Below are 23,623 nucleotides of genomic sequence, written 5' to 3' on the forward strand. Positions count from 1 at the left end.
GCCCGCGGAGCCGTCCTCGACCGGGACACCGACGCGGCGGTTCACGTCGCGCCGCCCCCGGGACCGGCCGTGGGCAACCGGGGGAATGAGGGCGTCCGATCCTGCGTTGTGACAGGAGCGGAGGGTGGCTCCGCGCTGCCTGAGCCGTACGTACGAGAACACGGAGAGAAGAAGAGACATGCGCGTCGAGATCTGGAGCGACATCGCCTGCCCCTGGTGCTACATCGGGAAGGCCCGCTTCGAGAAGGGCCTGGCGGGGTTCGCCCACCGCGACGAGGTCGAGGTCGTGCACCGTTCCTTCGAGCTCGACCCCACGCATGCCAAGGGCGACACCGTGCAGGTGATCGACATGCTGGCGCAGAAGTACGGGCGCACCCGCGAAGAGGCGAAGGCCATGGAGGCGAACGTCGCGGCCAACGCGCAGGCCGAGGGCCTCGGCTACCTCACGGAGGGCCGCGACCACGGCAACACCTTCGACATCCACCGGCTGCTCCACCTGGCCAAGGCCCGCGGCCGCCAGGACGAGCTGCTGGGCCTCGCCTACCGGGCGAACTTTGCCGAGGAGCGTTCCGTCTTCGACGGTGACGTACTGGTCGAGCTGGCCGTCGAGGCCGGGCTCGACGCCGACGAGGCACGCGCCGTTCTCGCCGACCCGGAGGCGTATGCCGCCGAGGTGCGGGCCGATGAGCGCGAGGCGTCCGAGCTCGGGGCCAACGCGGTGCCGTTCTTCGTGCTCGACCGTCGGTACGGGATCTCCGGCGGCCAGCCCGCCGAGGTCTTCGCCCAGGCACTCGAACAGGCGTGGAAGGACCGGCCGCTGACCGCGATCGGCGGGGACGCCGCGGCATGCGACGCCGGCGGTGCCTGCGAGGTCCCGCAGACCGGCAGCGACGCCTGAGAGCCTGTCAGGTGGCTGATCATGCGCGGAGCGTGACGGTCACGATCTGCCCTTCGGGCATGGCGACGGCCCCGGAATGATCACGTGGTGTGTGCCAGTGCGACAACTCCGCCATGCTACCCATCCAGCCTGACCGATGGGATGCGGGAGATCACCCAGCCGCTTCTCCCCGTGCGTGACCTGCGAAAAGGCGGCGGAGTGCGCAAGTACGGAGACCGGTTGGTGCTCGACTCGATCTTCTACGTGCTGCGCTCGGGCTGCCAGTGGCGGATGCTCCCGCGCGACCTGATGCCCTGGGACGCGGCCCACCGCTGGCTCACGAGGTGGCGCCGGGACGGCACCTGGGACCACATCCCCAGTCCGTCCGCGGCAGGGTGGCCGTCGTTGATCGCCTGGGGCCGCGTGGGCAAGGCCCGCGGGGCCCGCGCGGACGGTCGCACGGGCCCCGGGGTGCCGGTCAGTGCCCGCAGATGTGCTGGTCCCGCAGTTCCAGCGGGATTACCGTACCGCCGGCCGCCGGGGTGACCTCCAGTACCAGGGCGCCGTCATGGAAGACCGGGCGGACGAAGTCCCGGGTGTCCACCACAGTGTCGGAATCCACCTCGGTCCCCAGCGGATCGACCCGGTCCACCGCGCCCGTCGCCAGCGCCCGCGCGATCGTCAACCGCCCGCGCAGTGAATCCTGGCCGGGGAACCGGACTGCGCGGCCCGCCTGCCTGGTCAGCAGTGCCCGGCGGGCCTGAAGCGCACCGGGCAGGTGCTCCTGCGCTCCGCGGGCCGGACCGTCGTCCGGGCCCGCCACGGCGGCGCCCAGTTCCACCAGACGGGCCGCCAGGGCGGTGAGCGCAGTGGGTCCGGTGGTCGCCGGGAGCTCGACCGACACGGCATGGTGTGCCTGGCCGGTGCGAATCGGATGCGTGCACAGCAGGACCGCCCGAGGGCAGCCGGTCTCCCGCAGTGCCTCCAGCACCAACCGCTCCAGCGCTGCCCGGTCGCGGTGACCGCTGTCGATGCCGAGGACCGGGCCGCGTGCGGGGGGTGTCACCGGACGTCCACGAAGACCGGGTTGGCGTAGAACCACAGGTCGCTCCAGGGATCGGCGTCACCTTGCACGTCCATCAGTGGTTCGATGCTGCCGCTCGCCTGGCGCTTGCCGTCGGTACCGCGCAGCCGGACGTAGAACGGCTCCCGCACATTGCGGAAGGTGTGCGTGAAGACCACCTGGGCACCGTTTGTGCGCCGGCCCGGCTCGAAGGACTCCACCACGGACACGTCGGGCGCCGTGAAGGTGTCACGGTCGGCCGCCGCACCGGTGACCGCGCCGCGAATGAGGTCCACCCGGGCGAGCCGGGGGATCTCGCCGTGTCCCCCCGGCTGGGTGGCCAGTTGGATCGCGATGCGGACCTTGACGTTGCCGCCGCGACGTACCGATACCCGGCCGCCGAGGGTCGCCGGGTAGTCGTGGCCGTCGCTGCTCACCCGCAGGTCCAGCCCCTGGATCAGGCCGCCCATGCCGACCCACACCCGGCCGCTGCGGATGCCGTCCATGACGCCGCGGAAGTTGCGGCGTGCCGTGCCGACCACGGTCCGGCTGAACTGGCCGGGCCAGAAGTCCGCGTGGATCTGCGGCGTGCCGGTGTCCACCGGGTCGGGGTACTTGCCGTGGGTGGCGTACCAGTCGTCGGAGACCGGAGGACGGTCCATTGTGGAGCCGTTGGCACGGTGGATGTCGGAATTGGTGGTGATCCACCAGCCCTTGCCTTCAGCGAGCATCGAGTCCCACAAGCCGCCGAGCTTGGCGGTCATCCAGTCGAAGCCGCCCCAGGTGCGGTACGCCTCCATCGGAAAGCCCGGCCAGGAGTCCGTACCGGGGCTGTTGCCGTACCCGCCGCGGAACCCGCCTCCGCCCGCCGGCACCGGCGCGCCGTCGTTCTGTGCGCCGGGAGCGCCCTCCATGCCCACCGCGATGTGCGGGGCCGTGTCGCGGTAGGCGCGCATCTCATGGGGGGAGTAACGGCCGTTGCGCGAGGTGTGGTTGGCGATCATCAGCGCGGAGTCGATGGCCCCCTTGTCGATCTGGGCCGACATCCACCGCAGACCGTCCAGCGCGAGGGCCTCGTGCGCGTCGGACGAGGGGTTGGTGCCGTTGACGTTGCCGTCGAAGAGCCGCTCGAAGGCGTGCAGGGCGGTGAGCTCGTCCTTGGACGCCTCGAAGAAGACGGTGGCGTGCTCGCCGCCGGGGACGTTCCACTCCAGACCCTGCCACAACAACATATCGCGGTGCTTGTCGCGGGCGGCGAGCACATCGGCGTAGGTCTGCTCGACCGCGAACTTCTCGTGGGCGGTATGGCCGTGATCGGTGATGACCATCCAGTCGAGCCCGTGCTCCGCACCTGCCTCCACCTGCTGCATGACGGTGTGCAACGCGTCATAGCTGTACTGGGTGTGGACATGGTGGTCGCCGGCCAGCCACTGATACCGCCGGGGGTCGACACCCGACAGCGGTTGCTGCGACGCGGCCATCGCCGGACCTGCCAGGGGGCCACCGAAGACACCGCTGCCCGCGGCTGCGGCTCCCACCAGTCCCAGTCGGCGCAGGAACTGGCGGCGGCGCAGGTCCACCGGGCGCAAGTCGCCGTCCGCAACGGTCGAGTCGGCGTACGGCATCCGGTCATGCGGCCGGTCTGCGGCGTGGTGATGGTGCTCGTGGTAATGGGCTCTGCCCACCTGGACTCCTCTGTCGGTACGTGGCACGCACGGTAGGCCGCCACGGCGACCGTGGAGGGTACGGCAGGTGACATCTAATACTGCAACCGCATGTGGGGGTCATGGCCTCGGCGTTGGTAGTGGCAGCGGCGGGCTCGGGCTTGGCTGACGGCGTCGGAAGCGGTGCTTGTTGGGATGGCAGTGGGGCGTGATGGCGACGTGCCCGATCAGCCGGCGGATCTCCGGGACGCTGAGGGGTATGAGGTCTTGCTCGTCGTTTCCGCTGCCCCTTGGGCGCCGCGCTTGTAGAACACCCGCAGCTCCTCACCACCCGCGACACGGACAGACACCCGATAGTCCCCCCGATCCGGGTCGTACTCGCCCAGAAGCGGATTCGCTGTGAGCCTCGGCAACCGCTCCCCCACCGCATCCTCGGCCTGCGAGCCGAGCCCCCACAGTGTGGCGCGGATGCGGCCCGGCACCTCGACCGCAGACTTCTCATCGCTCATCGCTTCCCCTTGACGGCCGCCCGTTCAGCGGATTCTTCCAGCGCGGAGCACGAAAGGCACTGGCGCGAGCACCGGGCACGGCGGCATGAGATCTGCCCACACGGCTTGTTGGTCCGGCTCTGTCGGATCCGGCTGGCGCTTGGGCGGTGGGTATCTTCGCCGGCGATCCGCTGGATCGCCCCCGAAGGGCCCGGGCGCCATCGGCAACTGCTCCGAAAAGCACATCACCTCCCCATGGCCCGAAACAGCTTCGCGCCGTACCCGCAGAACGGCACGGGTGAGGTCCGCCGCACGCCGGTGGGCACCGATTCTTCCAGCCTCCGGCGCGTGCAGCCAAAGCACGCTTGCCCGAACCGGACAGCTCGTTGTCAGTGTCCTGCGGCGTAATCCCGTTCGTGATCAACGAACTCGACGGCGTCGGCGCGGCGGCCCCCACCTGGCCGTTCACCAGCGCGGCGCCGACCGTGGCGAGCAGCGGTACGAGTGCGGCGATGCGAACGCCCGGGTCATGTTCTGCGTGCCGGTGAACTGGCCGACCCATTGCGGAGCCTGCGGTGAGGCGACGGCGGCCCGGCCTGCCAGACGGGGCGGGGCACAGCCGCATCCTCACCGCGGAGATGCCCGGCAGGAACTGAGCCCCGGGGCCGGTTCGGGCAGTCCGCTGCCCGACCCGGCCCCGGGCTGAAAACCGGGCCCGGAACGGCCTCAGTGGGTGCTGTATGTGTAGACGGCGGTGGAGGCGGCGCACTCGCCGGGCGGGATCACCTCGACCCGCAGGGTGCCAGTACGGGCGTCGTAGTCCACGCCTTCGGTCTCGAAGCCGGTTCCCGCGCAGGCGGAGCGCTGCGGGAGGGGGAGGATGACGGAGACGCGGCCCGTGACGGGCTTGCCGTCGAGCGCGCGGTCGAGGTCCACCTGGAACAGCGGGCGCTCCACCGGCCACAGCGACAGGGTGCTGTCGTCGGAGGCGCACACCAGGCGCCTCGCCGAGACGAAGTCGCAGCCCTGGATGTCCCGGACCGGGTGGTCCAGGGAGATCCGGCCTGCCTCGGGAAGCTCGCCGCCACCCGAGGGGGCCTGGGCGTTGAAGAGCGGTGCGGGGAAGACCAGGAGCCGGTCCTGCTGGTCCCATTCGCCCGAGATCAGCCACTGCGCGTCGGGGGAGACGGCGGCGAAGGAATTGTTCATCCGCTCGTCGCCTTGGAGCTGATGCGTGTAGACGAGGCGCTTCCCGCCCGGGGTGGTGACGGCGAACATCTTGGCTGTCGCACCGCCATTGCCCTGGTAGGCGTCGAAGATGTGCTGGCGGGCGATCTCCGGATCGCCGACGTGGGTCCATCCCTGGTCTCTGAGGTCCTGGGGGATGGAGCCGTTGCCGCGGAACAGCAGGCTGTGGTTGCTCCAGGACGCCAGGCCCTGGCCGCCGGCCTGCGAGTTGACGTACGAGACGCCGGTCTCGGTCCACTTGTCGGAGGAGGGGGAGCAGGAGGCGACAGCGGTCGCCGTTCCACTGGCGGCGGCCAGGGCCAGTGCCCCCAGGAGTACGAGGAACTTCTTCATGGCTTTTCAGCCCTTTCGTCTCAATGAAGATGGAGTTGGTGCAGAGCCACGTGTCGAGCCAGGGGTTGCCGTCGCCCGGCACGTGCGGAATCGGTCCGTTGGGGTCGATCGAGGCGCCCAGGTAGCCTGCCTGTTGCGCTTGCCGTCGCTGCCGCTCAGCCGCAGTCTGCAGATCGGCCCATTGGGGGCAGGGGGTGGCGCTGTGCGGGCGTGGCGGGTGTGTCTCTCCTCTTCGGGGGAACGACGGGTGCTGGAGCGAAAAGAGGGTCCAGTCCGTGCGGTGGGCACCCCGGCGCGACAGGACGCGCCGACAGGAGCGGGAGTCGCATGGGGGCGGGCTGAAGTCGCCGAAGGCGACGCGGGTGTGGATCACCGGCAGTCGAGCGATTTCGGTTCGTCGTGGTGCATGGCTTCGCCGTCACACAAGGGCCGTCACAGAGCGCCGTGGCCGCACCCGGAGGGGCTCGCATACGAGCGGGTCGGCGCCTCTCACGAGAGCGCTCGGCTTTCGGCACTCAGTGGGCCGCTTTCCGATCGGTGCGTGCCATCGGCTAAGACTCGGCCGGGATATTTCATGCGATTCATACCTTGCGGTCCGGGTGTCCAGTCGGGGTGGAGCAGCCTGCGCGCGATGGGGACGCCGACTATTCGGGATGCCGCCCAAGTCCCGCCGCACGTCAGGCGGTGGCCTCCGACAGCCGCTCCCTTCACATACGCGCAACGCCCGGCCACCTCACGGGGCCACTGTCGGCCGGCGCCTGCAGCCTCCCGTAGTCCCGTACCTTCCGGGTGAATCCGCCCTTGCTGTCAGGGGCGAGCCAGATGGCCGTCCGGCGCCGCCGGAACCCCGTTTGAACTCCCCCGGTGTACCGCTTCGTGTACTTGCATCTCACCTGGCATCACTTCATCTGGAACCTCATGCCCCACTCTCCAGACGTCCACCAACAAGAGGAAGCCTTACTGGTCCGAAACCGCCGGCTGGCCCGCGACTACGAACGGCTGACCGCGATCCCGAGGCCATGATCAAGGTGGCGATGATCCGCCTAATGCTCGTCCGGCCCGCCGGACAGCCATCGAGGTGGAGCCATGAACCCCACCGCAAGACCGCCCGAACCAACGCCGTCGAGGACCTCATCGCAGCGTAATCAACCGGTCACCCTACAGGCTCTGAGCGCGCAGGCCGACGCCGTCGCCCGACACCTCGCTCAGCTGCATGCATAAGCATTGCTTGGGCTCACCCCTTAAGTCTCTGTGATTGACGATGAGTCAAGGGGGCTTCAGGCTGGGCTCATGGAGACTACTTCGCTCAGGCGTGCGGTGGACGACGAGTTCGCGCCGGAGACCACCTACCTCAACACCTCCACCTGTGGGCTGCTGCCCCGGCGCACCGTGGACGCGGTGAGGGCGCTCGCCGAGGCGATCGCCACGGGCCGCAGCGCCGGCTCCGGCGACTTCGAGGCGGTGGACGCGGCCCGAGCCGGCTTCGCCCGCCTCGCCGGTGTCGACACCGACCGGGTCGCCACCGGCAGCTCGGTCTCCGTACACGTCGGGCTGATCGCGGCATCGCTGCCGACGGGGGCCGAAGTCCTGGCGCCCGAAGGGGAGTTCAGCTCCGTGGTCAGCCCGTTCGCGGTCCGTGGCGATCTCAGGATGCGCTACGTCCCGCTGGACGGGCTGGCCGACGCGGTACGGCCCGGCACCGATCTCGTCGCCTTCTCCTCCGTGCAGTCCGCCGACGGCCGGATCGCCGATCTGGACGCGGTACGTGCGGCGGCCGCCGCCCACGGCGCCCGGACGCTGCTCGACGCCACCCAGTCGGCCGGCTGGCTGCCGCTGGACGCCGGGGCATACGACTACACCGTCACCGGCGGCTTCAAATTCCTGCTCTGCCCGCGGGGTGCGTCGTTCCTCACCGTCACCGAGGAGGCGCAGCGCACCCTGCCGACCGTCTTCGCCGCGTGGGTCGCCTCCGACGATCCCGGGAACAGTACGTACGGCCCGGTCGGGCGGCTCTCCCCGACCGCCCGGCGCTACGACGAACCGCCGGCCTTTCTCTCGTACCACGGCGCCGAGCACTCCCTCGCGCTGCTGGGCGAGGTCGGCATCGACGCCGTCCACGCCCACGCCACCGGGCTCGCCGCCCGCATGCGGGCCGGGCTGGCCGGGCTGGGGCACGAGGTGGTGCCGACGGATTCGGCGATCGTGGCCGTGCCCGGACTCGGCGGGCGGGAGCCGGAGTTGGCGCGGGCCGGGGTGATGGTCTCGAACCGGGCGGGGAGTCTGCGCGCGGCCTTCCACCTGTACAACACGGAGGCCGATGTGGACCGTGCCCTGGATGTGCTCTCCGGCTGAACCCGCCCCGATACCGGTTGGACCCGCCCCGATACCGGCTGAACCCGCCCGGATACCGTGCATTTCGAGGCACCCGCGCCATCCCGCTACTAGCGGCCCGACTCCTCCAGCGGCGCACTGTGCCACTTCCACGAGGTGACCCGGAGACGGCCGGGCAGTTCGCCGCGACCGGTGGCCCAGAGCAGGACGGCCCATCGGTCGGTGTCCTTCGGGGCGTCCGGGAACAGCCGCGCCAGTACCCGGTCGCAGAGGCCGGCGGGCGGGGTCCAGGGGACGTCCAGGCTCGCGGCGAGGTCATGCACGTGCACCAGGGTCTCCACGATGCCCATGGCGGCGAAGCCCTCCGGGTCCGACACCCCGTAGGAGTGGTACGAGCGGAGCTCGGGCGAGGCCGTCCGTACCATCGCCGCGAGCAGCGCGCCGCTCGCCTCCAGCGTCTGGAGCAGCCCGGCGGACCCGGCCGACCGGTCCGCGAAGACCGCGTTCGCCGGTCCGCCCTTGCGCTCGGCACTCCAGCGGTAGGGGAGGTAGGTGTCCAGCGGCGGCTGCCGCGGGCCCAGCTGGGCCGCGTAGGAGAAGAGATCGTCGCTCAGGTGCTCCGTGGTCTCCCAGCAGTCCCATTCCAACGACCCGGCCGGGAGCAGCCAGTTGTCCACCGAGGACTCCCGGAGCGTGTCGACCGCCAGGCGGACCGCGGTGGTCACGTCGTCCGCCGTGACCGGCATCCGGGTCCCGGTCAGCGCAGCCCGTTCCGCCGCACTGCACTCGACACAGAACTCATTGCCCTCCGGATCTGCGAGCGTCGCCCAGCCCCGCCCGTTCGGCCTGCGGTGGTCGGCCACCAGGGTGGCGCCCAGGCCGAGCAGCCGCTCCACCTCCTCGTCGCGGGTGCGGTCCTGCGGCTGAATGTCCAGGTGCAGACGGTTCTTGGTGCTCTTCGGCTCCGGCACCGAGATGAACAGCAGCGCGGCACCGGGGGCCTCGACGAGTGCCTCGGGATCGCCGGGGGCGTCCTCGTCGGAGAGCGGGGCGCCGAGTACCCCGGACCAGAAACCGGCGAGCTCGTAGGCGTCGGCGCAGTCGATCGTGATGTGACGTACCAGTGAAGTCATGGGCCCCACTGTCGCCGCTCACGGCCTTCACGGTCCACCAGATTCGGCGAGGGGGTGGGACGACGGATGTCGCCCCACCCCTGCTCGGTCCAGCTCGCCGCCACGTCACCTCACCGGTGCGAAGTCCCGCGCCCCGATGAACTCCGGACGCCGCGCCGGTGCCGCGAACGGCTCCTCGGCGGCGTTCTCCACGCTGTTGAAGACGATGAAGACATTGCTGCGCGGGTACGGGGTGATGTTGTCCCCCGAGCCGTGCATGCAGTTGCAGTCGAACCAGGTCGCCGAACCCGCCTTGCCCGTGAAGAGCTTGATGCCGTGCCGGTCGGCCAGCTTCGTCAACGCCTCGTCGGACGGGGTGCCGGCGTCCTGCATCTTCAGGGACTTCTTGTAGTTGTCCTTCGGCGTCTCGCCCGCACAGCCGAGGAACGACTTGTGCGAACCGGGCATGATCATCAGCCCGCCGTTGGTGTCGTGGTTCTCGGTCAGGGCGATCGACACGGACACCGCCCGCATGTTCGGCAGACCGTCCTCGGCGTGCCAGGTCTCGAAGTCCGAGTGCCAGTAGAACCCCGAAGCGCCGAAGCCCGGCTTGACGTTGATCCGGGACTGGTGGACGTACACGTCCGAACCGAGGATCTGACGGGCCCGGCCCACCACGCGCTCGTCGCTGACCAGCCGGGCGAAGACCTCGCTGATCCGGTGGACCTCGAAGACCGACCGTACCTTCTGCGACTTCGGCTCTATGATCGAGCGCTCGTCGGCCCGCACCACCGGATCGGTGATCAGCCGGTCCAGCTCGGCGTGGTAGACGGCGACCTCGCCCGGTGTGATCAGCTGGTCCACGCCGAGGAAGCCGTCGCGCTCGAAGCCCTGCAGATCCTTCACGGCGACCGGCCCCGGGGCTCCGGGCGGGGACCAGATGACCGGGTCCTGGCGGGGCGTGATCATCTCGGCTGCGCCGCGTGTGGGGTACAGATCGGTACGTACATCGGTGGTCATGGTTCAGCCCTCCTCGCTGAGCAGTGGGTAGACACCGTTCTCGTCGTGCTCCTCCCGTCCGGTGACCGGAGGATTGAAGACGCAGACACAGCGGAAGTCGGTCTTCGGCCGCATGGTGTGGTGCTCATGGCCGTTCAGCAGGTACATCGTGCCGGGGGTGATCCAGTGCTTCTCGCCGGTCTCGTCATTGGTGAGCTCGGCCTCGCCCTCCACGCACAGGACGGCCTCGATGTGGTTCGCGTACCACATCGACGTCTCGGTACCCGCGTACATCGTGGTCTCGTGGAGCGAGAAGCCCACCTTCTCCTGCGCGAGCACGATGCGCTTGCTCTCCCAGGTTCCGGAAGCGGCCTTCACATGCCGGTCGGTGTTCTCGATGTCACTGAACGATCGGACGATCACGGTGGGTCGGTGCCTTTCTCTCTGCGGCGGTGTTCCTCGTCGGACCCGCGTCGGGGCGGGTCCGGGATCAGGCGGTCTCGCGGACTGCGCGGGCCAGGGTCCGCAGGCCCTCGTCCAGTTCCTCGGGGGTGACGGTCAGCGGCGGCAGCAGCTTCACGACCTCGCTCCGCGGACCGGAGGTCTCGAGAAGGAGGCCCAGCTCGAAGGCGCGGGCGCAGACTGCGACGGCGCGCGACTTGTCGGTGAACTCCATGCCCCAGACCAGGCCGCGGCCCCGGAACTGCGCACCGAGCCGGGCGTGTTCGTGACAGATCGCAAGGAGGGCCTGCTCGATCTGCTCGCCCCGGGCCAGGGTCTGCTTCTCCATCTGTCCGTCCGCCCAGTAGGCGTCGAGTGCGGCGGCGGCCGTGACGAACGCCGGGTTGTTGCCGCGGAAGGTGCCGTTGTGCTCGCCCGGTCCCCAGATGTCCAGCTCCGGTTTGAACAGGCAGAGCGACATGGGCAGTCCGTAGCCGCTGATGGACTTGGACAGCGTGACGATGTCGGGGGCGATGCCGGCCTCCTCGAACGAGAAGAACGCCCCTGTGCGTCCGCAGCCCATCTGGATGTCGTCGACGATCAGGAGCATGTCGCGGCGGTGGCACAGGTCGGAGAGCGCCCGCAGCCACTCGGGGCGCGCCACATTGATGCCGCCCTCGCCCTGCACCGTCTCGACGATCACGGCGGCGGGCTGGTTGAGACCGGAGCCCTGGTCCTCCAGGAGCCGCTCGAACCAGAGGAAGTCGGGTACCCGGCCGTCGAGGTAGTTGTCGAACGGCATCGGGGTGCCGTGCACCAGCGGGATACCGGCCCCGGCCCGCTTGAAGGCGTTGCCGGTGACGGCGAGCGAGCCCAGCGACATGCCGTGGAAGGCGTTGGTGAACGAGACGATCGACTCGCGCCCCTTCACCTTACGGGCCAGCTTCAGCGCCGCCTCGACCGCGTTGGTGCCGGTCGGGCCGGGGAACATCACCTTGTACGGGAGATCACGCGGGCGCAGCACGTTGTTCTGGAAGGACTCCAGGAAGGCGCGTTTCGCGGTGGTGGCCATGTCGAGGCCGTGGGTGATGCCGTCGCGCTCGATGTAGTCGATCAGCGCGCGTTTCAGTACCGGGTTGTTGTGGCCGTAGTTGAGAGATCCGGCGCCGGCGAAGAAGTCGAGGTAGGTGTGGCCGTCCTCGTCGGTCAGACGGGCGCCCTGCGCATGGTCGAACACTGCGGGCCAACTGCGGCAGTAGCTTCGTACCTCCGACTCCAGGGTCTCGAAGACACTCAGCGCGGGCGGGGTGATGGTCACAGGGAATCTCCTGCTTGAGGGGGGTGTGACGGGCGGCGGTGTGCCCAGGTGCGGCACGGGCCGATGCGCTCGGACGTGGAACGGGCCGAGGCGCTCAGGCGTGGAACGGGCCGATGCGGTACAGCACTTCCGGCAGATGCGTTCCCTCGGGGAACAGCTCGCCGTCGAAGAGCACTTCACGCTCCAGCGCCACGTCGTGGCGCAGCGCGTAGGAGGTGAACAGCCGGTCCGACGCGGTGTTGTCCGGGGTGACGGTCGTCTCGACCGAGGCCAGGCCCTGCGAGGCTGCGACCCGCGAGGTCAACGCGTCCAGCAGCTTTCCCGCCAGTCCGGTCCCGCGGTGGCCGTGGTCGACAGCCACCTGCCAGACGACGAGTGTCCCCGGGTGGTCCGGCCGGAGGAATCCCGTCACGAAGGCAACGGGCCCGCCGGTCTCGTCGCGGGCGACCACGGAGGTGGCCGCGAAGTCACGGCACCACAGCAGATAGCTGTACGAGGAGTTGAGATCCAGGACCTCGGAGTCGCGGGCGATGCGCCAGATCGCGGCTCCGTCCTCCACTCGTGGGGTGTCGATGGTGAGGAATTCGCTTCGGGCACGTGCAAAATCTGCTGGTGCGGCGGTCATGCGAATTGAATTTACCCAGCAAATTCTGAAATTGCATCGACGCAAGGGGTTGGGTGGAGTGATTCTCTGTGTTATCACGCGGGCGCGTGCACCGGCGCGACCCGGCCTCTTTTTCTTCCGTTTTGGGTGCCATTTATCCGGCATAACGGCCGCGGTGTGGAGTCGGTCACAAGGTCGTAACTCTCGGATGACGCAACGGAATTGTGTGGATCGGGCTTCTGGAAACTTGGGTGTTTAGGGTCCGGGAAAGCGGGCAGAAGAATGCGGGGAGCTGCTCTGAATGGAGCAGCTCCCCGCGTTTATGGAATATGGACGTTCCGGTGCGCTTTTACTCGCTCGGCCAGGTTTCCGAAACGGCTTTGCGGGCAGTTTCGAAGTCGACCTGCCGGCCCGCATCGGCCAGCGCCGCCCCCAGAGCCGCGAGCGAGGACTGCACCGCGCCCCGCGTCGCATCCACGCCGTAGTGATTGACCCGGATCATCTCCTTGGACAGTGCACCGCCGCCCGCGATCAGCGGCAGCGACGGGTCGGCCGCGAGTGCCCGCGCGACCAGCTCGGAGGCGTCGACGCCCGCCGGGGCGCGCAGTGTCGTGGCGACCGGCGCCGCGTCCTTCGCCTCGTGCACATATGGCGACAGACCGCCGCCGAGTGCCACCGCACCCGCACGCGTTGCCGCGGCAGCCGAGGCATGCCGGGCCATCAGCGCATCCAGGCCCTCGGACTCGATCCGTTCCACGCAGGCCTCCAGGGCCAGCATCTCCAGCTGGGCGGGGGCGTGCAGCAGCGCCCTGCGACCGCCGTCGATCCAGCGCTCCTTCCAGTCCAGGAGGGAGAGGTACGAGCGGCGCGGGGCCTGGGGGTTGGCAGCGATCCGCTCCCAGGCCCGCTCGCTCACCGACACCGCCGACACTCCGGCCGGTCCGCCCATCGCCTTCTGCGCGCCGATCACACAGAGGTCGACGCCCCACACGTCCGGCAGCAGCGGCTCGGCGCCCACCGAGGCGACGGCGTCCAGCATGAACAGTGCCCCGTGCGAACGGACCACCTCACCGATCTCGGCGACCGGATTGGTGTTGCCGGTCGCCGCCTCGGCGTGGACCAGGGAGACGAAGTCGATCTCCGGGTGCTCGTTCAGCGCCCGTGCGACCTGATCGGCGGTGACCGCCGTGTGGAACGGAACCGCCAGATCGATGACATTGGCGCCGCAGTCGCGCAGCCAGTTCCCGAAGGTCTGTCCGTACGGTCCCGTGACGACGTTCAGCGCGGTCGAGCCGGGCCGGGCGCCGCCCCGGATGCAGCCTTCGAGGGGGAGCAGTGCCTCGCCCTGCATGATGACGACGTCCTGCTCGGTGGCGAGGAGGCCGGCCACGCGCTTCTCGATGGCCGCGAAATGCGCGGCGGTGAGCGGGGCGAGGTCGAGGAACGGGTGCGTCACGGTGGTGCTCTCTTCGGATCGGGTCGGTGCGCCGCGGTGCTGCGTACGGACAGTGCTTCCGTCGAAGCGTACCCAGGGCGCCGGGCGGTGCCTCGTACAGTGCTGCTCATGAGTGATCACAGGGCACCGCAGGTGCTGCGCGTGAAGGGGCGGGTGCTCGTCGGACCGGAGGACGTCCGCGACGAACTCTGGGTCGTCGACGGGCGGATCTCGTACGGGAGGCCGGCCGGCGCGGACGAGGCGGTGACCGTCACCGGCTGGGCGCTGCCGGGGCTGGTCGACGCCCACTGCCACGTCGGGCTCGACCATCACGGCGCCGTCGACGCGGCGACCAGCGAGAAGCAGGCCATCGCCGACCGGGAGGCGGGCGCGCTGCTGCTGCGGGACGCGGGTTCGCCGGCCGACACCCGGTGGATCGACGACCGCGAGGACCTGCCGAAGATCATCAGGGCCGGCCGCCATATCGCCAGGCCCCGCAGATACACCCGGAACTACGCCCACGAGATCGAGCCGGAAAATCTGGTCGCCTACGTCGCACAGGAGGCGCGCCGCGGCGACGGCTGGGTGAAGCTGGTCGGCGACTGGATCGACCGGGAGGTGGGCGATCTGACCGCCCTCTGGCCGCGCGAGGCGGCCGAGGCGGCCATCGCCGAGGCGCACCGGCTCGGCGCCCGGGTCACCGCGCACTGCTTCGCCGAGGACTCGCTGCGCGATCTCGTCGAGGCCGGCATCGACTGCATCGAGCACGCCACCGGGCTGACCGAGGACACCATTCCGCTCTTCGCCGAGCGCGGTGTCGCGATCGTCCCCACGCTGGTCAACATCGCCACGTTCCCCTCGCTCGCGGCGGGCGGCGACGCCAAGTTCCCCCGCTGGTCGGCCCATATGCGGCGGCTGCACGAGCGGCGTTACGACACCGTGCGCGCCGCGTACGACGCCGGGATCCCGGTCTTCGTCGGCACCGACGCGGGCGGGGTGCTCGCCCACGGGCTGGTGGCGGACGAGGTCGCCGAGCTGGTGAAGGCGGGCATCCCGGCCCTGGACGCGCTGTCCGCGACGACCTGGGGTGCGCGTCGATGGCTCGGGCGGCCGGTGCTGGAGGAGGGCGCACCGGCGGACCTGGTGGTGTACGACGAGGACCCGCGGGCGGACGTACGGGTGCTGGCGGCGCCGCGACGCGTGGTGCTGAACGGGCGGGTGATCGGCTGAGCGGCGGCTCACGGAGCCGCCTCCCGACCGGGGTGTGCCGTGTTGACAGGCAGTTACCGAACCCCTGCCGTGTCGTTGAAGCACCCCTGCGCGCACCCCGGCGCAGTCGGTCTCCGTGCCGTCCACGCTCAGTGGATCGGGTGACTCCGAGGAACGAACGTACCGAGATAATCGAATACAGACGCGGAAACCCCCCTTTGGAGTGAACTCACTTCAGGTGTCTGCCAGTTCACCCTCCGTGCGTAAAGCTTTCGGGGTCGAGGTCACCGGTGCCCGCGATGTCCCCCATTGGACGGCGCCGGTGGCTCCATGTCTCTTGTGGGGGTTCCACCATCTTGAACAGCAATACCTTCCGCCTGGCCGCCCTGGCGGTCGCCGCCGCTCCCGTCGCCCTGCTGGTCGCCGTCCCGGCGCAGGCCGCGACCGCGACCACCACGACCACCGGCGACGGGAAGGCGAGCGCGGTCGTGCTCCGTACCGCACTCGACGTCTCGCTCCTGAACAAGACGATCGATGTGCCGCTCAAGGTCACGCTCAATGAAGTGCAGGCACCCGCCAGTGCCGACAGGACCGCGCTGAGCGTGCGGCTCGACGGGGTGGACCACGGACAGCCGTTCAGCGTGCTGAGCGCCGATGTGGCAACCGCCAGGGCGACCGTCGGCAAGCACAGGGCCGAGGGCTACAGCAATCTCGCGAAGGCCCGGGTCCATGTGCCCGGACTGCCGTTGCTCTCGCTGATCGAGGTCGAGAAGGTCACCTCCAAGGCGGTCTGCGAGGTGGGCAGGAAGCCGGTCGCCGAGTCGAACGTGCTGGGGCATGTGTCGATCCTCGGCAAGCGGATCACCCTCACCGCGGGCGGCAGCACACAGGTGAAGGTGCCGGGCGTCGGCGAGGTGACCCTCGACCTGTCGAAGACGCACACCACCTCACGCACCGCAGCGGCGGCCGCGCTGCAACTGAAGGTCTCGGTCAACCCGCTCAAGCTGAATGTCGCCGATGTACAGGGTGAGGTCACGCTCGCCGAGGCGACCTGCGAGACGCCGAAGTCGACCGGAGGCGGCGACAACGGCGGTTCCGGCAACGGGGGCTCCAGCACCGGCGGTTCCGGCACCGGCGGTTCCAGCAGTGGCGGTTCCAGCGACGGCGGTTCCGGCAACGGCGGGACGAGTGGCGCAGGCACCTCCGGCAGCGGTGGCAGCACGTCCGGGGGCACGGGCGGTGACGGCGGCCATGTGAAGCCCCAGACCGGCACCGGCCACGCCCCGGCCGTCGACTCCAACCTCGCGGAGACGGGCGGCAGTTCCACGACCCCGTACATCGCGGGCGGCGCAGCCGTACTACTGGCGGTGGGCGCCGGGGCGATGGTCGTGGCCAGGCGCCGCGCCCAGGACTGACCTCCCGGCCAAGGCCCGAGGGGGGAAGTCGTAGGTCAGGAGGGGAGCGGGGAGCGGCGTTCGCGTGACGGAACGCCGCTCCCCGCGAGCGTGAGGAATAACCCTTCCCGTCGGCGTGAGACGGAGCGCGGCCGTCCCGTCAGCGCGTGACCGCGGTCAGCGTCTGCAGTGCCTGGTCGAGTGCCTGCAGGAAACGGTTGGTCGTCGCACGGTCGCGTACCGCCAGCCGCAGCCACTGCGGGCCGAGCCCCGGAAACGTATCTCCGCGCCGCGCCGCGAACCCCAGTGCCCGCAACCGCTCCCGTACCTGGGCGGCCCCCTCCAGCCGCACCAGGACGAACGATCCCTCGGCCGGTTCCACCACCCGCACTTCGGTGAACTCCCGCAGCCCAGCGACCAGATGGGCCCGGTCCACCGCGATCCGCTCCGCCGCGGCAGCCGCCTCTGCCAGGGCCCGTGGCTCCACGCACGCCTCGGCCGCAGCCAGCGCCGGGGACGACACCGGCCACAGCGGCTGCGCCTCCTCCAGCGCGCGGATCGTCTCCGGAGCGGCCAGTACGTAACCGATCCGCAGCCCCGCGAGCCCCCAGGTCTTGGTGAGGCTGCGCAGCACGACGAGCCCCGGGACGTCCGTACGTCCGCACAGCGCCTCGCGCTCGCCCGGCACCGCGTCCATGAACGCCTCGTCGACCACCAACGTGCGCCCGGGGCGCGCCAGTTTCTCCAGCGCGGCCGCCGGATGCAGGACCGACGTGGGGTTCGTCGGATTGCCGACCACCACCAGATCCGCGTCCTCGGGCACCGCCGCCGGGTCCAGGCGGAAATCACCCCCGGCCGACAGCAGCACCCGCCGCACCTCGTGCCCGGCCGCACGCAGCGCCGACTCGGGCTCGGTGAACTGCGGATGGACGACGACCGGACGACAGGACGGCAGTGCCCGTGCGATCAGCACGAACGCCTCCGCCGCACCGGCCGTCAGCAGCACGCGCTCCACCGGCAGCCCGTGCCGGGCCGCGACCGCCGCCCGCGCCGGACGGCCGTCCGGATACGCGGCGAGCGTGCCCAGCGACGCGGCTACCCGCGCCTTCAGCCAGGCCGGAGGCGTATCGGCCCGTACGTTGACGGCGAGATCGGTCAGATCCCGGCCCCGTCCCCGTACTTCCGCGTCACCGTGGTGTCGCAGATCGTGCGTGCCCGCGCCTGTCGCGTCGGGTCTTTCAGTGGGAGTGTGCATGACCGCCGTGGGGGTGGTGGTGATGATGGCCGTCGTCGTCGGGGTGGAAGTGCGGCTGCTGCGGCAGCCCCACCTTGTCCTCGAAGCCCGGCAGCGCGATCCGGTACACGCATGAGTCGCAGTTCATCCGCAGATCGCCCTTGACGGCCTCCCGGTAGCGCTCCATGACCAGGTCGTACAATTCCTCGGCCGCACCGATGACTTCGGCCGAACGGACATCGAGCTCCGGATGGGCGGCGGCCCACTCCTCGGTCTGATGACGCACCCGGTCCGGCAGGATGCCGGTGAAGAGGAAGTACGGCAGAACGACTATGCGCCCGGCACCCAGCTTCACGCAACGGTCGAGACCGGACGGTACGTCCGGCGCCGCGAGCGAGACGAACGCCGTCTCCACCCCCGCGTAACCACGGCCCTCCCAGAACAGCCGCGCCGCCTTGTACACCTCGGCGTTGGCGTCCGGGTCGGTCGAACCGCGCCCGACCAGCAGCACCGTCACCTCGGACCGGTCGGTGTCGCCCAGCACCGCGTCGACCCGGCGCTCCAGCACCTTCAGCAGCGCCGGGTGCGGGCCGAGCGGGCGGCCGTAGGTGTAGGAGATGCCGGGGTGGCGCTCCTTCTCACGGGCCAGCGCCGCCGGAATGTCCCCCTTGGCGTGCCCGGCCGACACCAGCATCAGCGGCACGGCGGCGAAGCGCTGCACACCGCGCTCGACCAGCTCGGTCACGGCGTCGCCGAGCGGCGGCGGGGACAGCTCGATGAAGCCGCCCGCGACGGACAGTTCGGGGTGGCGCTCGCCCAGCTCGGTCACGAAGTCACGGAACGCCGCGGCCCCGCCCTCGTCCCTGGTGCCGTGTCCGGCGATGAGCAGTGCAGGCTGGGTGGACGGGGTGGTCACAGGTTCTCCTCGGTGTTCGTGGGGGGTACGGGGTGGTACAACAGGGCGTTGAGAGCGGCGGCCGCAACCGCCGAGCCGCCCTTCTCGGACACATTGCTCACGGCGGGCAGACCGCTCTCGCGCAGCGCCGCCTTCGACTCGGTCGCGCCGACGAAACCGACCGGCAGCCCGATGACGAGCGCGGGCGCGGCATCGAGGACGAGCAACTCCTCCAGCGCGGTCGGCGCGTTGCCGATCACCCAGATCGCGCCCGGTCCGACCTGCTCGTAGGCGAGCCGGATCGCATGTGCCGAACGGGTCAGCCCCGGGCCGGACCTGGCCTCCTTGAGACGGCACACGGTCTCGCGCCGGGTGATGCCCGCCGCGACCATCTCCACATCGGTGACGACCGGAGCGCCGGCGTGCAGCGCCGCATGGGCGACGACGAGCGACGCCTCGTCGCAGACCAGGTCCGTCGCGTACTCCAGATCCGCCGCGGAGTGGATGACCCGCTCCACGACGGCCCGGGTCAGCGGTGCGAAGTGCGAGGTGTCCAGGCGGGCGCGCAGCCGCCGGAACGACTCCTGCTCGATGGGGTGAACGGTTCTCTCCCAGGGCCGGTTCACTCGGCTCCCTCCTGTGCGGGGGCCGTGGGGGCCGACTGCCAGCGGTAGCCGCGCGGTGTCACCATGCGGCCCGCGATCTCCCGGGTGGCCGTGTTGCCGACCGTCACGACCGTCATCATGTCCACCGTCGCCGGGTCCAGAGCGGCGAGCGAGGTCACCCGGCTGCTCTCGTCAGGGCGCGAGGCGTTGCGTACGACACCGACCGGTGTCGCCGGTTCCCGGTGCTCGGACAGGATCGACAGGGCCTTCGGGAGCTGCCAGTCGCGGCCCCGGCTGCGCGGGTTGTAGAACGTCACGATGATGTCGGCCTCGGCCGCGGCCCGTACCCGGCGCTCGATGACCTCCCACGGCGTGTGCAGATCGGAGAGGCTGATCGACACATGGTCGTGGCCCAGCGGGGCGCCCAGGATCGCGGCAGCCGCCAGCGCGGCCGTCACCCCCGGCACACCCACCACATCGATATCGGCGCCGGCCTCGGCGAGCGCGGGTGAGGCCATCGCGTACACGCCGGCGTCACCGCTGCCGATCAGCGCCACCGCATGCCCCTTGCGCGCCTCGGCGACCGCCGTACGGGCCCGCTCCTCCTCGGCGCCGAGCCCCGACTCCAGAACGGTGGTTCCGGGCCGCAGCAGGTCCCTGATCTGATCGACGTACTGATCGAGCCCGACCAGCACCGAGGCCCGCCGCAGCTCCTCACGGGCCCGCGGGGTCAGCAGATCGCGCGCACCCGGGCCGAGACCGACGACGGCCAGGCGCCCGCGCGGGCTGCGGCGCACCACCGCGCACGTGGCCATCGCGGCCCGCCCCGCAGGGCCAGGGGGTGGCCAGCCGGGCAGGCCGGGCTCGCGTGCCCCGGGGTGCGCATCTGCGGCGTTGTCGTCGCTCGCCGACGCTCCGCGTCGACTCCCTCCTCCGCCTTGCAGCTGCACACCCCGGACCCCGCTCCCTGGTCCGGCCTGCCCGGCTGGCCACCCCCTCGACTTCCGCTTCGGTACGAGGAGTTCGCCCCCCGCGGCGAGTGCGGCGGCCTCCGCGACGGAAGGCGTTCCGACGGCGGCGAGCGGCGCGCCGGACGGATTGGGCACCTCGATACGGGCCAACTCGTCGGCGGCGTACGTCCGCAGTGGTACGCCGAGCCACGAGGCCGCGGCGACGATCCCCGGCTCGTCCGCCTTCGCGTCGACCGTCACCAACTCCGCGATGCTCAGCGGCGACAGCCCGGCCTCGCGCAGAACGTCCCGGATCAGCCCGACGACCTCCTCGGCCGGCACATCTTTGGACGCACCGACCCCGACAGCGAGTGACGCGGGCCGCAACACGGCGGTCCGCGCACCGAGTTCCACGATGCGGTCGGTGACACGCAGCACCGCACCATCCCCGGCGCCGGGGGAAACATTCGCCGGCAACGGCGGCAACGGCCACACCGCATCAGCCCGCAGCTCCACCCCCGCCCCGTCGAGCATCGCGCGCGACACCCCCGCCACATCGCCCTCCACGGGGAGGCCCAGCATGTCCAGCCCCGGCACCCCCGCCGCGTCCGTCGCCGTCGTCACGACCGGCGCCGCGCCCAGCACCTCACCGACCGCCCCGGCCAGCGCGTTCGCCCCGCCACCGTGCCCGCCGAGCAGCGCGACAGCATGGCGGCCCGCCTCGTCGACACAGACGACACCCGGGTCCGAGGCCTTGTCCGACAGCAGCGGCGCGAGCAGCCGCACCACGGCCCCCGTCGCCAGGAAACACACCAGCTGCTCGCACTCGGCGAACGCCCGCTGCACGGCCTCGCGCACCGGTCCCTCGTAGACCACGGTGCGGCCGGGCCAGGCCGCGGCCAGCCGGTCGCGGGCGACGGTGCCCGCCGCCGTGGCGGAGATCAGGCCGATCACTGGGTTGCTCCTTCACTTGCACGGACCGCGGGGCGGGTGCCCCACAGCAGAAAGACCGGGTTGGTCGCGGAGAGCCGCGTCACCTCACCGGGCAGCGGCGCCAGCCGGGAGGACTGCAGCAGCACGCCCTCGGGCACGAGCCCGGCACCGGCCAGCGCCGCACGCACCTGAGGCACCCGGTCCAGCGCCGCCAGCGCCACCACCACCGAGCGCCGCGCCCGCCGGGCACACGCCGTCACGATGGCGGGCAGCTCACGCCCGCCGCCCCCGATGAACACCGCGTCCGGTTCGCCCAGACCGTCGAGCACGGCGGGCGCGGAGCCGTGCACTGCACGCACATACACCGCGTGCGCGGCCGCGTTCGCCCTGATCCGCTCGACCCCGTCCGAGGTCTTCTCCACGGCGACGGCGGCCGCGCCGAGCCGCGCGCACTCCACCGCGACCGAACCCGAACCCGCACCGATGTCCCACACCAGGTCACCGGTGCGCGGTCCCAGCCGCGCCAGCGCCAGCGCCCGTACTTCGAACTTGGTGATCATCGAGTCGCGGTGCTCGAACTCCGTCTCGTCCAGCGCCCACCGGCCGGGCCCCGCGGGCGGCCCCGCGACGGTCCGTACCGCGGAGAGCACCCGGGACTCGTCCAGACACAGCACCACACTCACCGGATCCGGCCAGTCGCGGGCCACCGCCTCGGCAGGGGTCAGCCGCTCGATGCGCTCCCGCTCCGGATCTCCGAGCGCCGTCGCCACGACCAGGGTGCGCCCCTCGGCTCCGTGCACCAGCCCGGCCGCCAGCTCCGCGGGCCCGGCGCCGGGCCCGGTCAGGACGGCCACCTTCGGGTGCGCCAGACATGTGTTCACCGCGGTACGCGGGTCGCGGCCGTGCGCACTGACCACGACCGCGTCGTCCCACGCCAGCCCGAGCCGGGCGAACGCGACCGCGACGGAAGGCGAACCCGGCCGCACATCGAGCGCGCTCGCCCCGAAACGCTCAGCCAGCGCCCGCACGATCCCGAAGAATCCGGGGTCGCCGGAGGCCAGCACGACCACCCGCGCCCCGCCCCCGTGCGCATGCTCCGCGATCCGGTCGAGCGCCGGCCCCAGCGGGCCGAGCACGATGCGCTCGACCTGCTCCGGCGGCCCCGCGGCTGCCAGATGACGCCGGGCGCCGACCACCAGCGTGGCCCCGGCCAGCGCGTCCTGGGCCTCGGGACCGAGCGGCTCGCCCGTCCCCGTACCGAAGACCCGGATCACGAGCCGGACCGCTGGGCGCGCAGTTCGGCCCGTGCCGCCTTGTCGGCCTTGCGGAAACCGTGGAAGTGCCCCGGGTGGTAGAGGTGCGAGCGTGTCCCCGAAGCCGAAAGCGCCGGGCCGACCAGGAAGAGGGTGTGCTTCCAGAGCTTGTGCTCCTTGACCGTCTCCTCCAGGGTCTCGATCGTGCAGTGCAGGATCAGCTCCTCCGGCCAGGTCGCCTGGTACGCGATCACGACCGGCGTCGACGTGGGATAGCCGCCCTCCAGCAGCTCCTGGGTGAGCTGGCCGGACCGGGCGGCCGACAGGAACAGCGCCATCGTCGTGCCGTGGCGCGCGAACTCCCGTACTTCCTCGCCCGGCGGCATCGGCGTCTTGCCGCCGCCGAGACGGGTCAGGATCACGGACTGCGCGACCTCCGGAATGGTCAGCTCCCGCTGCGCGATCGCCGCGACGGCCGAGAACGACGAGACCCCCGGCACGATCTCGACCGCGACCCCCAGCCCGGCACACCGGTCGACCTGCTCCTGCGTGCCGCCCCACAGCGCCGGGTCGCCGGAGTGGATACGGGCCACCTTGAGCCCCTCGGCGGCCGCGCGTTCGTACACGGCGACGACCTGCTCCAGCGACATCTGCGCCGAGTCGAGGATCTCCGCGCCCTCCCGGGCGTGCTCCAGAACTTCCGCCTGCACCAGGCTGGCCGCCCAGATGACGATGTCGGCATCCGCGATGGCCCGCGCCGCCCGGAAGGTCAGCAGATCGGCGGCGCCGGGGCCGGCACCGACGAACGTCACTTTGCCGTGGGTGGGCGCGGCGACCGTGCCGGTTGCGTCGACTGCTTCGGACATGGGACGGGGTCCTTTCGGGAAACGGGAAACGGGAAAACGGGACAGAAGGGCGGGAAGGACGGCAGGGCGCGGTGAGATGCGCGCACCGGGGTCAGTCGGCTAGCAAGAGCGCATGGCGGTGTTCGTGGCGCTCGGCGCGTTCCTGATGACCCTGGCCGGCGGGTGGGTCGCCCAGCGCGTCACCGACCGCCGCCACCTGGTGCTCGGCTTCTTCGGCGGCGCACTGCTCTACCTGGCCGCCGCCGAGATCCTCCCCGAGGCACACCACGAACACCCGGCCCGCTCCACGCTGCTGTGCACCGTGGCCGGGGTGGGCTTCATCTGGCTTGTGGTGGGCATCGCGGACTGACCACCGCGCCGCACCCGGGCGC

At 70.9% G+C, this 23,623-nt stretch carries 21 protein-coding genes and 1 pseudogene; 6 read left to right on the forward strand and 16 right to left on the reverse strand.

Features of this window, described 5'->3' with window-relative positions; translation table 11 throughout:
- The first annotated feature begins 178 nt into the window (after positions 1-178).
- The gene (locus GA0115254_RS14620) at positions 179-898 is read left to right on the forward strand and encodes a DsbA family oxidoreductase (protein ID WP_093895707.1); all 720 of its coding nucleotides are present in this window, start codon (positions 179-181) and stop codon (positions 896-898) included.
- A 141-nt stretch (positions 899-1,039) separates the two neighbouring features.
- A complete protein-coding gene (locus GA0115254_RS45235; protein ID WP_218105544.1) occupies positions 1,040-1,423 on the forward strand; it encodes a transposase in 384 nt (127 codons plus the stop codon).
- On the opposite strand, the gene GA0115254_RS14630 is transcribed toward GA0115254_RS45235, so the two are convergent.
- From GA0115254_RS14630 to GA0115254_RS14645, 4 genes are all read right to left on the reverse strand, one after another.
- On the reverse strand, positions 1,356-1,943 hold the full coding sequence (locus GA0115254_RS14630) for a hypothetical protein (protein ID WP_093895708.1): 588 nt from the start codon (positions 1,941-1,943) through the stop codon (positions 1,356-1,358). The genes GA0115254_RS45235 and GA0115254_RS14630 overlap by 68 nt on opposite strands.
- The gene (locus GA0115254_RS14635) at positions 1,940-3,625 is read right to left on the reverse strand and encodes a PHP domain-containing protein (RefSeq protein WP_256102581.1); all 1,686 of its coding nucleotides are present in this window, start codon (positions 3,623-3,625) and stop codon (positions 1,940-1,942) included. The genes GA0115254_RS14630 and GA0115254_RS14635 overlap by 4 nt, the downstream gene beginning before the upstream one ends.
- 206 nt (positions 3,626-3,831) lie before the next feature.
- The gene (locus tag GA0115254_RS14640; protein ID WP_093895709.1) at positions 3,832-4,113 is read right to left on the reverse strand and encodes a hypothetical protein; all 282 of its coding nucleotides are present in this window, start codon (positions 4,111-4,113) and stop codon (positions 3,832-3,834) included.
- A 705-nt stretch (positions 4,114-4,818) separates the two neighbouring features.
- On the reverse strand, positions 4,819-5,673 hold the full coding sequence (locus GA0115254_RS14645) for a hypothetical protein (protein WP_093895710.1): 855 nt from the start codon (positions 5,671-5,673) through the stop codon (positions 4,819-4,821).
- 1,290 nt (positions 5,674-6,963) lie between these two features.
- Here GA0115254_RS14645 and GA0115254_RS14650 point away from each other — a divergent pair.
- On the forward strand, positions 6,964-8,025 hold the full coding sequence (locus GA0115254_RS14650; protein ID WP_093895711.1) for an aminotransferase class V-fold PLP-dependent enzyme: 1,062 nt from the start codon (positions 6,964-6,966) through the stop codon (positions 8,023-8,025).
- A gap of 89 nt (positions 8,026-8,114) precedes the next feature.
- Here GA0115254_RS14650 and GA0115254_RS14655 read toward each other — a convergent pair whose 3' ends face one another.
- From GA0115254_RS14655 to GA0115254_RS14680, 6 genes are all read right to left on the reverse strand, one after another.
- Positions 8,115-9,137: a VOC family protein gene (locus GA0115254_RS14655; RefSeq protein ID WP_093895712.1), complete on the reverse strand. Its 1,023-nt coding sequence runs from the start codon at positions 9,135-9,137 to the stop codon at positions 8,115-8,117.
- Between the two features lie 105 nt (positions 9,138-9,242).
- Entirely contained in the window at positions 9,243-10,136 is an 894-nt protein-coding gene (thpD, locus tag GA0115254_RS14660) for an ectoine hydroxylase (protein WP_093895713.1), read from the reverse strand.
- Between the two features lie 3 nt (positions 10,137-10,139).
- Complete coding sequence (locus tag GA0115254_RS14665) at positions 10,140-10,538, reverse strand: ectoine synthase (protein ID WP_093895714.1); 399 nt, start codon at positions 10,536-10,538, stop codon at positions 10,140-10,142.
- 67 nt (positions 10,539-10,605) lie between these two features.
- On the reverse strand, positions 10,606-11,874 hold the full coding sequence (gene ectB / locus GA0115254_RS14670; RefSeq protein ID WP_093895715.1) for a diaminobutyrate--2-oxoglutarate transaminase: 1,269 nt from the start codon (positions 11,872-11,874) through the stop codon (positions 10,606-10,608).
- A 94-nt stretch (positions 11,875-11,968) separates the two neighbouring features.
- On the reverse strand, positions 11,969-12,499 hold the full coding sequence (ectA, locus tag GA0115254_RS14675; protein ID WP_256102582.1) for a diaminobutyrate acetyltransferase: 531 nt from the start codon (positions 12,497-12,499) through the stop codon (positions 11,969-11,971).
- Positions 12,500-12,827: 328 nt separating this feature from the next.
- Positions 12,828-13,934: a pyridoxal-phosphate-dependent aminotransferase family protein gene (locus GA0115254_RS14680; protein ID WP_093895717.1), complete on the reverse strand. Its 1,107-nt coding sequence runs from the start codon at positions 13,932-13,934 to the stop codon at positions 12,828-12,830.
- Between the two features lie 132 nt (positions 13,935-14,066).
- Here GA0115254_RS14680 and GA0115254_RS14685 point away from each other — a divergent pair, with 132 nt between their 5' ends.
- Positions 14,067-15,143, forward strand: coding sequence for an amidohydrolase family protein (locus GA0115254_RS14685; RefSeq protein ID WP_093895798.1), 1,077 nt, complete (start codon positions 14,067-14,069; stop codon positions 15,141-15,143).
- Positions 15,144-15,478: 335 nt separating this feature from the next.
- A complete protein-coding gene (locus GA0115254_RS14690; RefSeq protein ID WP_093895718.1) occupies positions 15,479-16,537 on the forward strand; it encodes an SCO1860 family LAETG-anchored protein in 1,059 nt (352 codons plus the stop codon).
- A 139-nt stretch (positions 16,538-16,676) separates the two neighbouring features.
- On the opposite strand, the gene cobC is transcribed toward GA0115254_RS14690, so the two are convergent.
- From cobC to cobM, 6 genes are read right to left on the reverse strand one after another with little or no spacing between them, the layout of a single operon-like run.
- A complete protein-coding gene (cobC, locus tag GA0115254_RS14695; protein WP_093895719.1) occupies positions 16,677-17,771 on the reverse strand; it encodes an Rv2231c family pyridoxal phosphate-dependent protein CobC in 1,095 nt (364 codons plus the stop codon).
- Complete coding sequence (locus GA0115254_RS14700; RefSeq protein ID WP_093895720.1) at positions 17,755-18,666, reverse strand: sirohydrochlorin chelatase; 912 nt, start codon at positions 18,664-18,666, stop codon at positions 17,755-17,757. The genes cobC and GA0115254_RS14700 overlap by 17 nt, the downstream gene beginning before the upstream one ends.
- Positions 18,663-19,271: a precorrin-8X methylmutase gene (locus GA0115254_RS14705; protein WP_093895721.1), complete on the reverse strand. Its 609-nt coding sequence runs from the start codon at positions 19,269-19,271 to the stop codon at positions 18,663-18,665. The genes GA0115254_RS14700 and GA0115254_RS14705 overlap by 4 nt, the downstream gene beginning before the upstream one ends.
- On the reverse strand, positions 19,268-21,154 hold the full coding sequence (cobJ, locus tag GA0115254_RS14710; RefSeq protein WP_093895722.1) for a precorrin-3B C(17)-methyltransferase: 1,887 nt from the start codon (positions 21,152-21,154) through the stop codon (positions 19,268-19,270). The genes GA0115254_RS14705 and cobJ overlap by 4 nt, the downstream gene beginning before the upstream one ends.
- On the reverse strand, positions 21,151-22,407 hold the full coding sequence (cbiE, locus tag GA0115254_RS14715) for a precorrin-6y C5,15-methyltransferase (decarboxylating) subunit CbiE (protein ID WP_093895723.1): 1,257 nt from the start codon (positions 22,405-22,407) through the stop codon (positions 21,151-21,153). The genes cobJ and cbiE overlap by 4 nt, the downstream gene beginning before the upstream one ends.
- On the reverse strand, positions 22,404-23,252 hold the full coding sequence (cobM, locus tag GA0115254_RS14720; protein ID WP_093895724.1) for a precorrin-4 C(11)-methyltransferase: 849 nt from the start codon (positions 23,250-23,252) through the stop codon (positions 22,404-22,406). Before cobM ends, cbiE begins: the two co-directional genes overlap by 4 nt.
- Before the next feature lie 202 nt (positions 23,253-23,454).
- Between cobM and GA0115254_RS47565 the strand changes: the two are divergent.
- Positions 23,455-23,601, forward strand: a pseudogene (locus GA0115254_RS47565) (permease); the annotation flags it as partial.
- Between the last annotated feature and the right edge of the window lie 22 nt (positions 23,602-23,623).

The sequence above is a fragment of the Streptomyces sp. Ncost-T10-10d genome, from assembly GCF_900091955.1.
Taxonomy (GTDB): domain Bacteria; phylum Actinomycetota; class Actinomycetes; order Streptomycetales; family Streptomycetaceae; genus Streptomyces.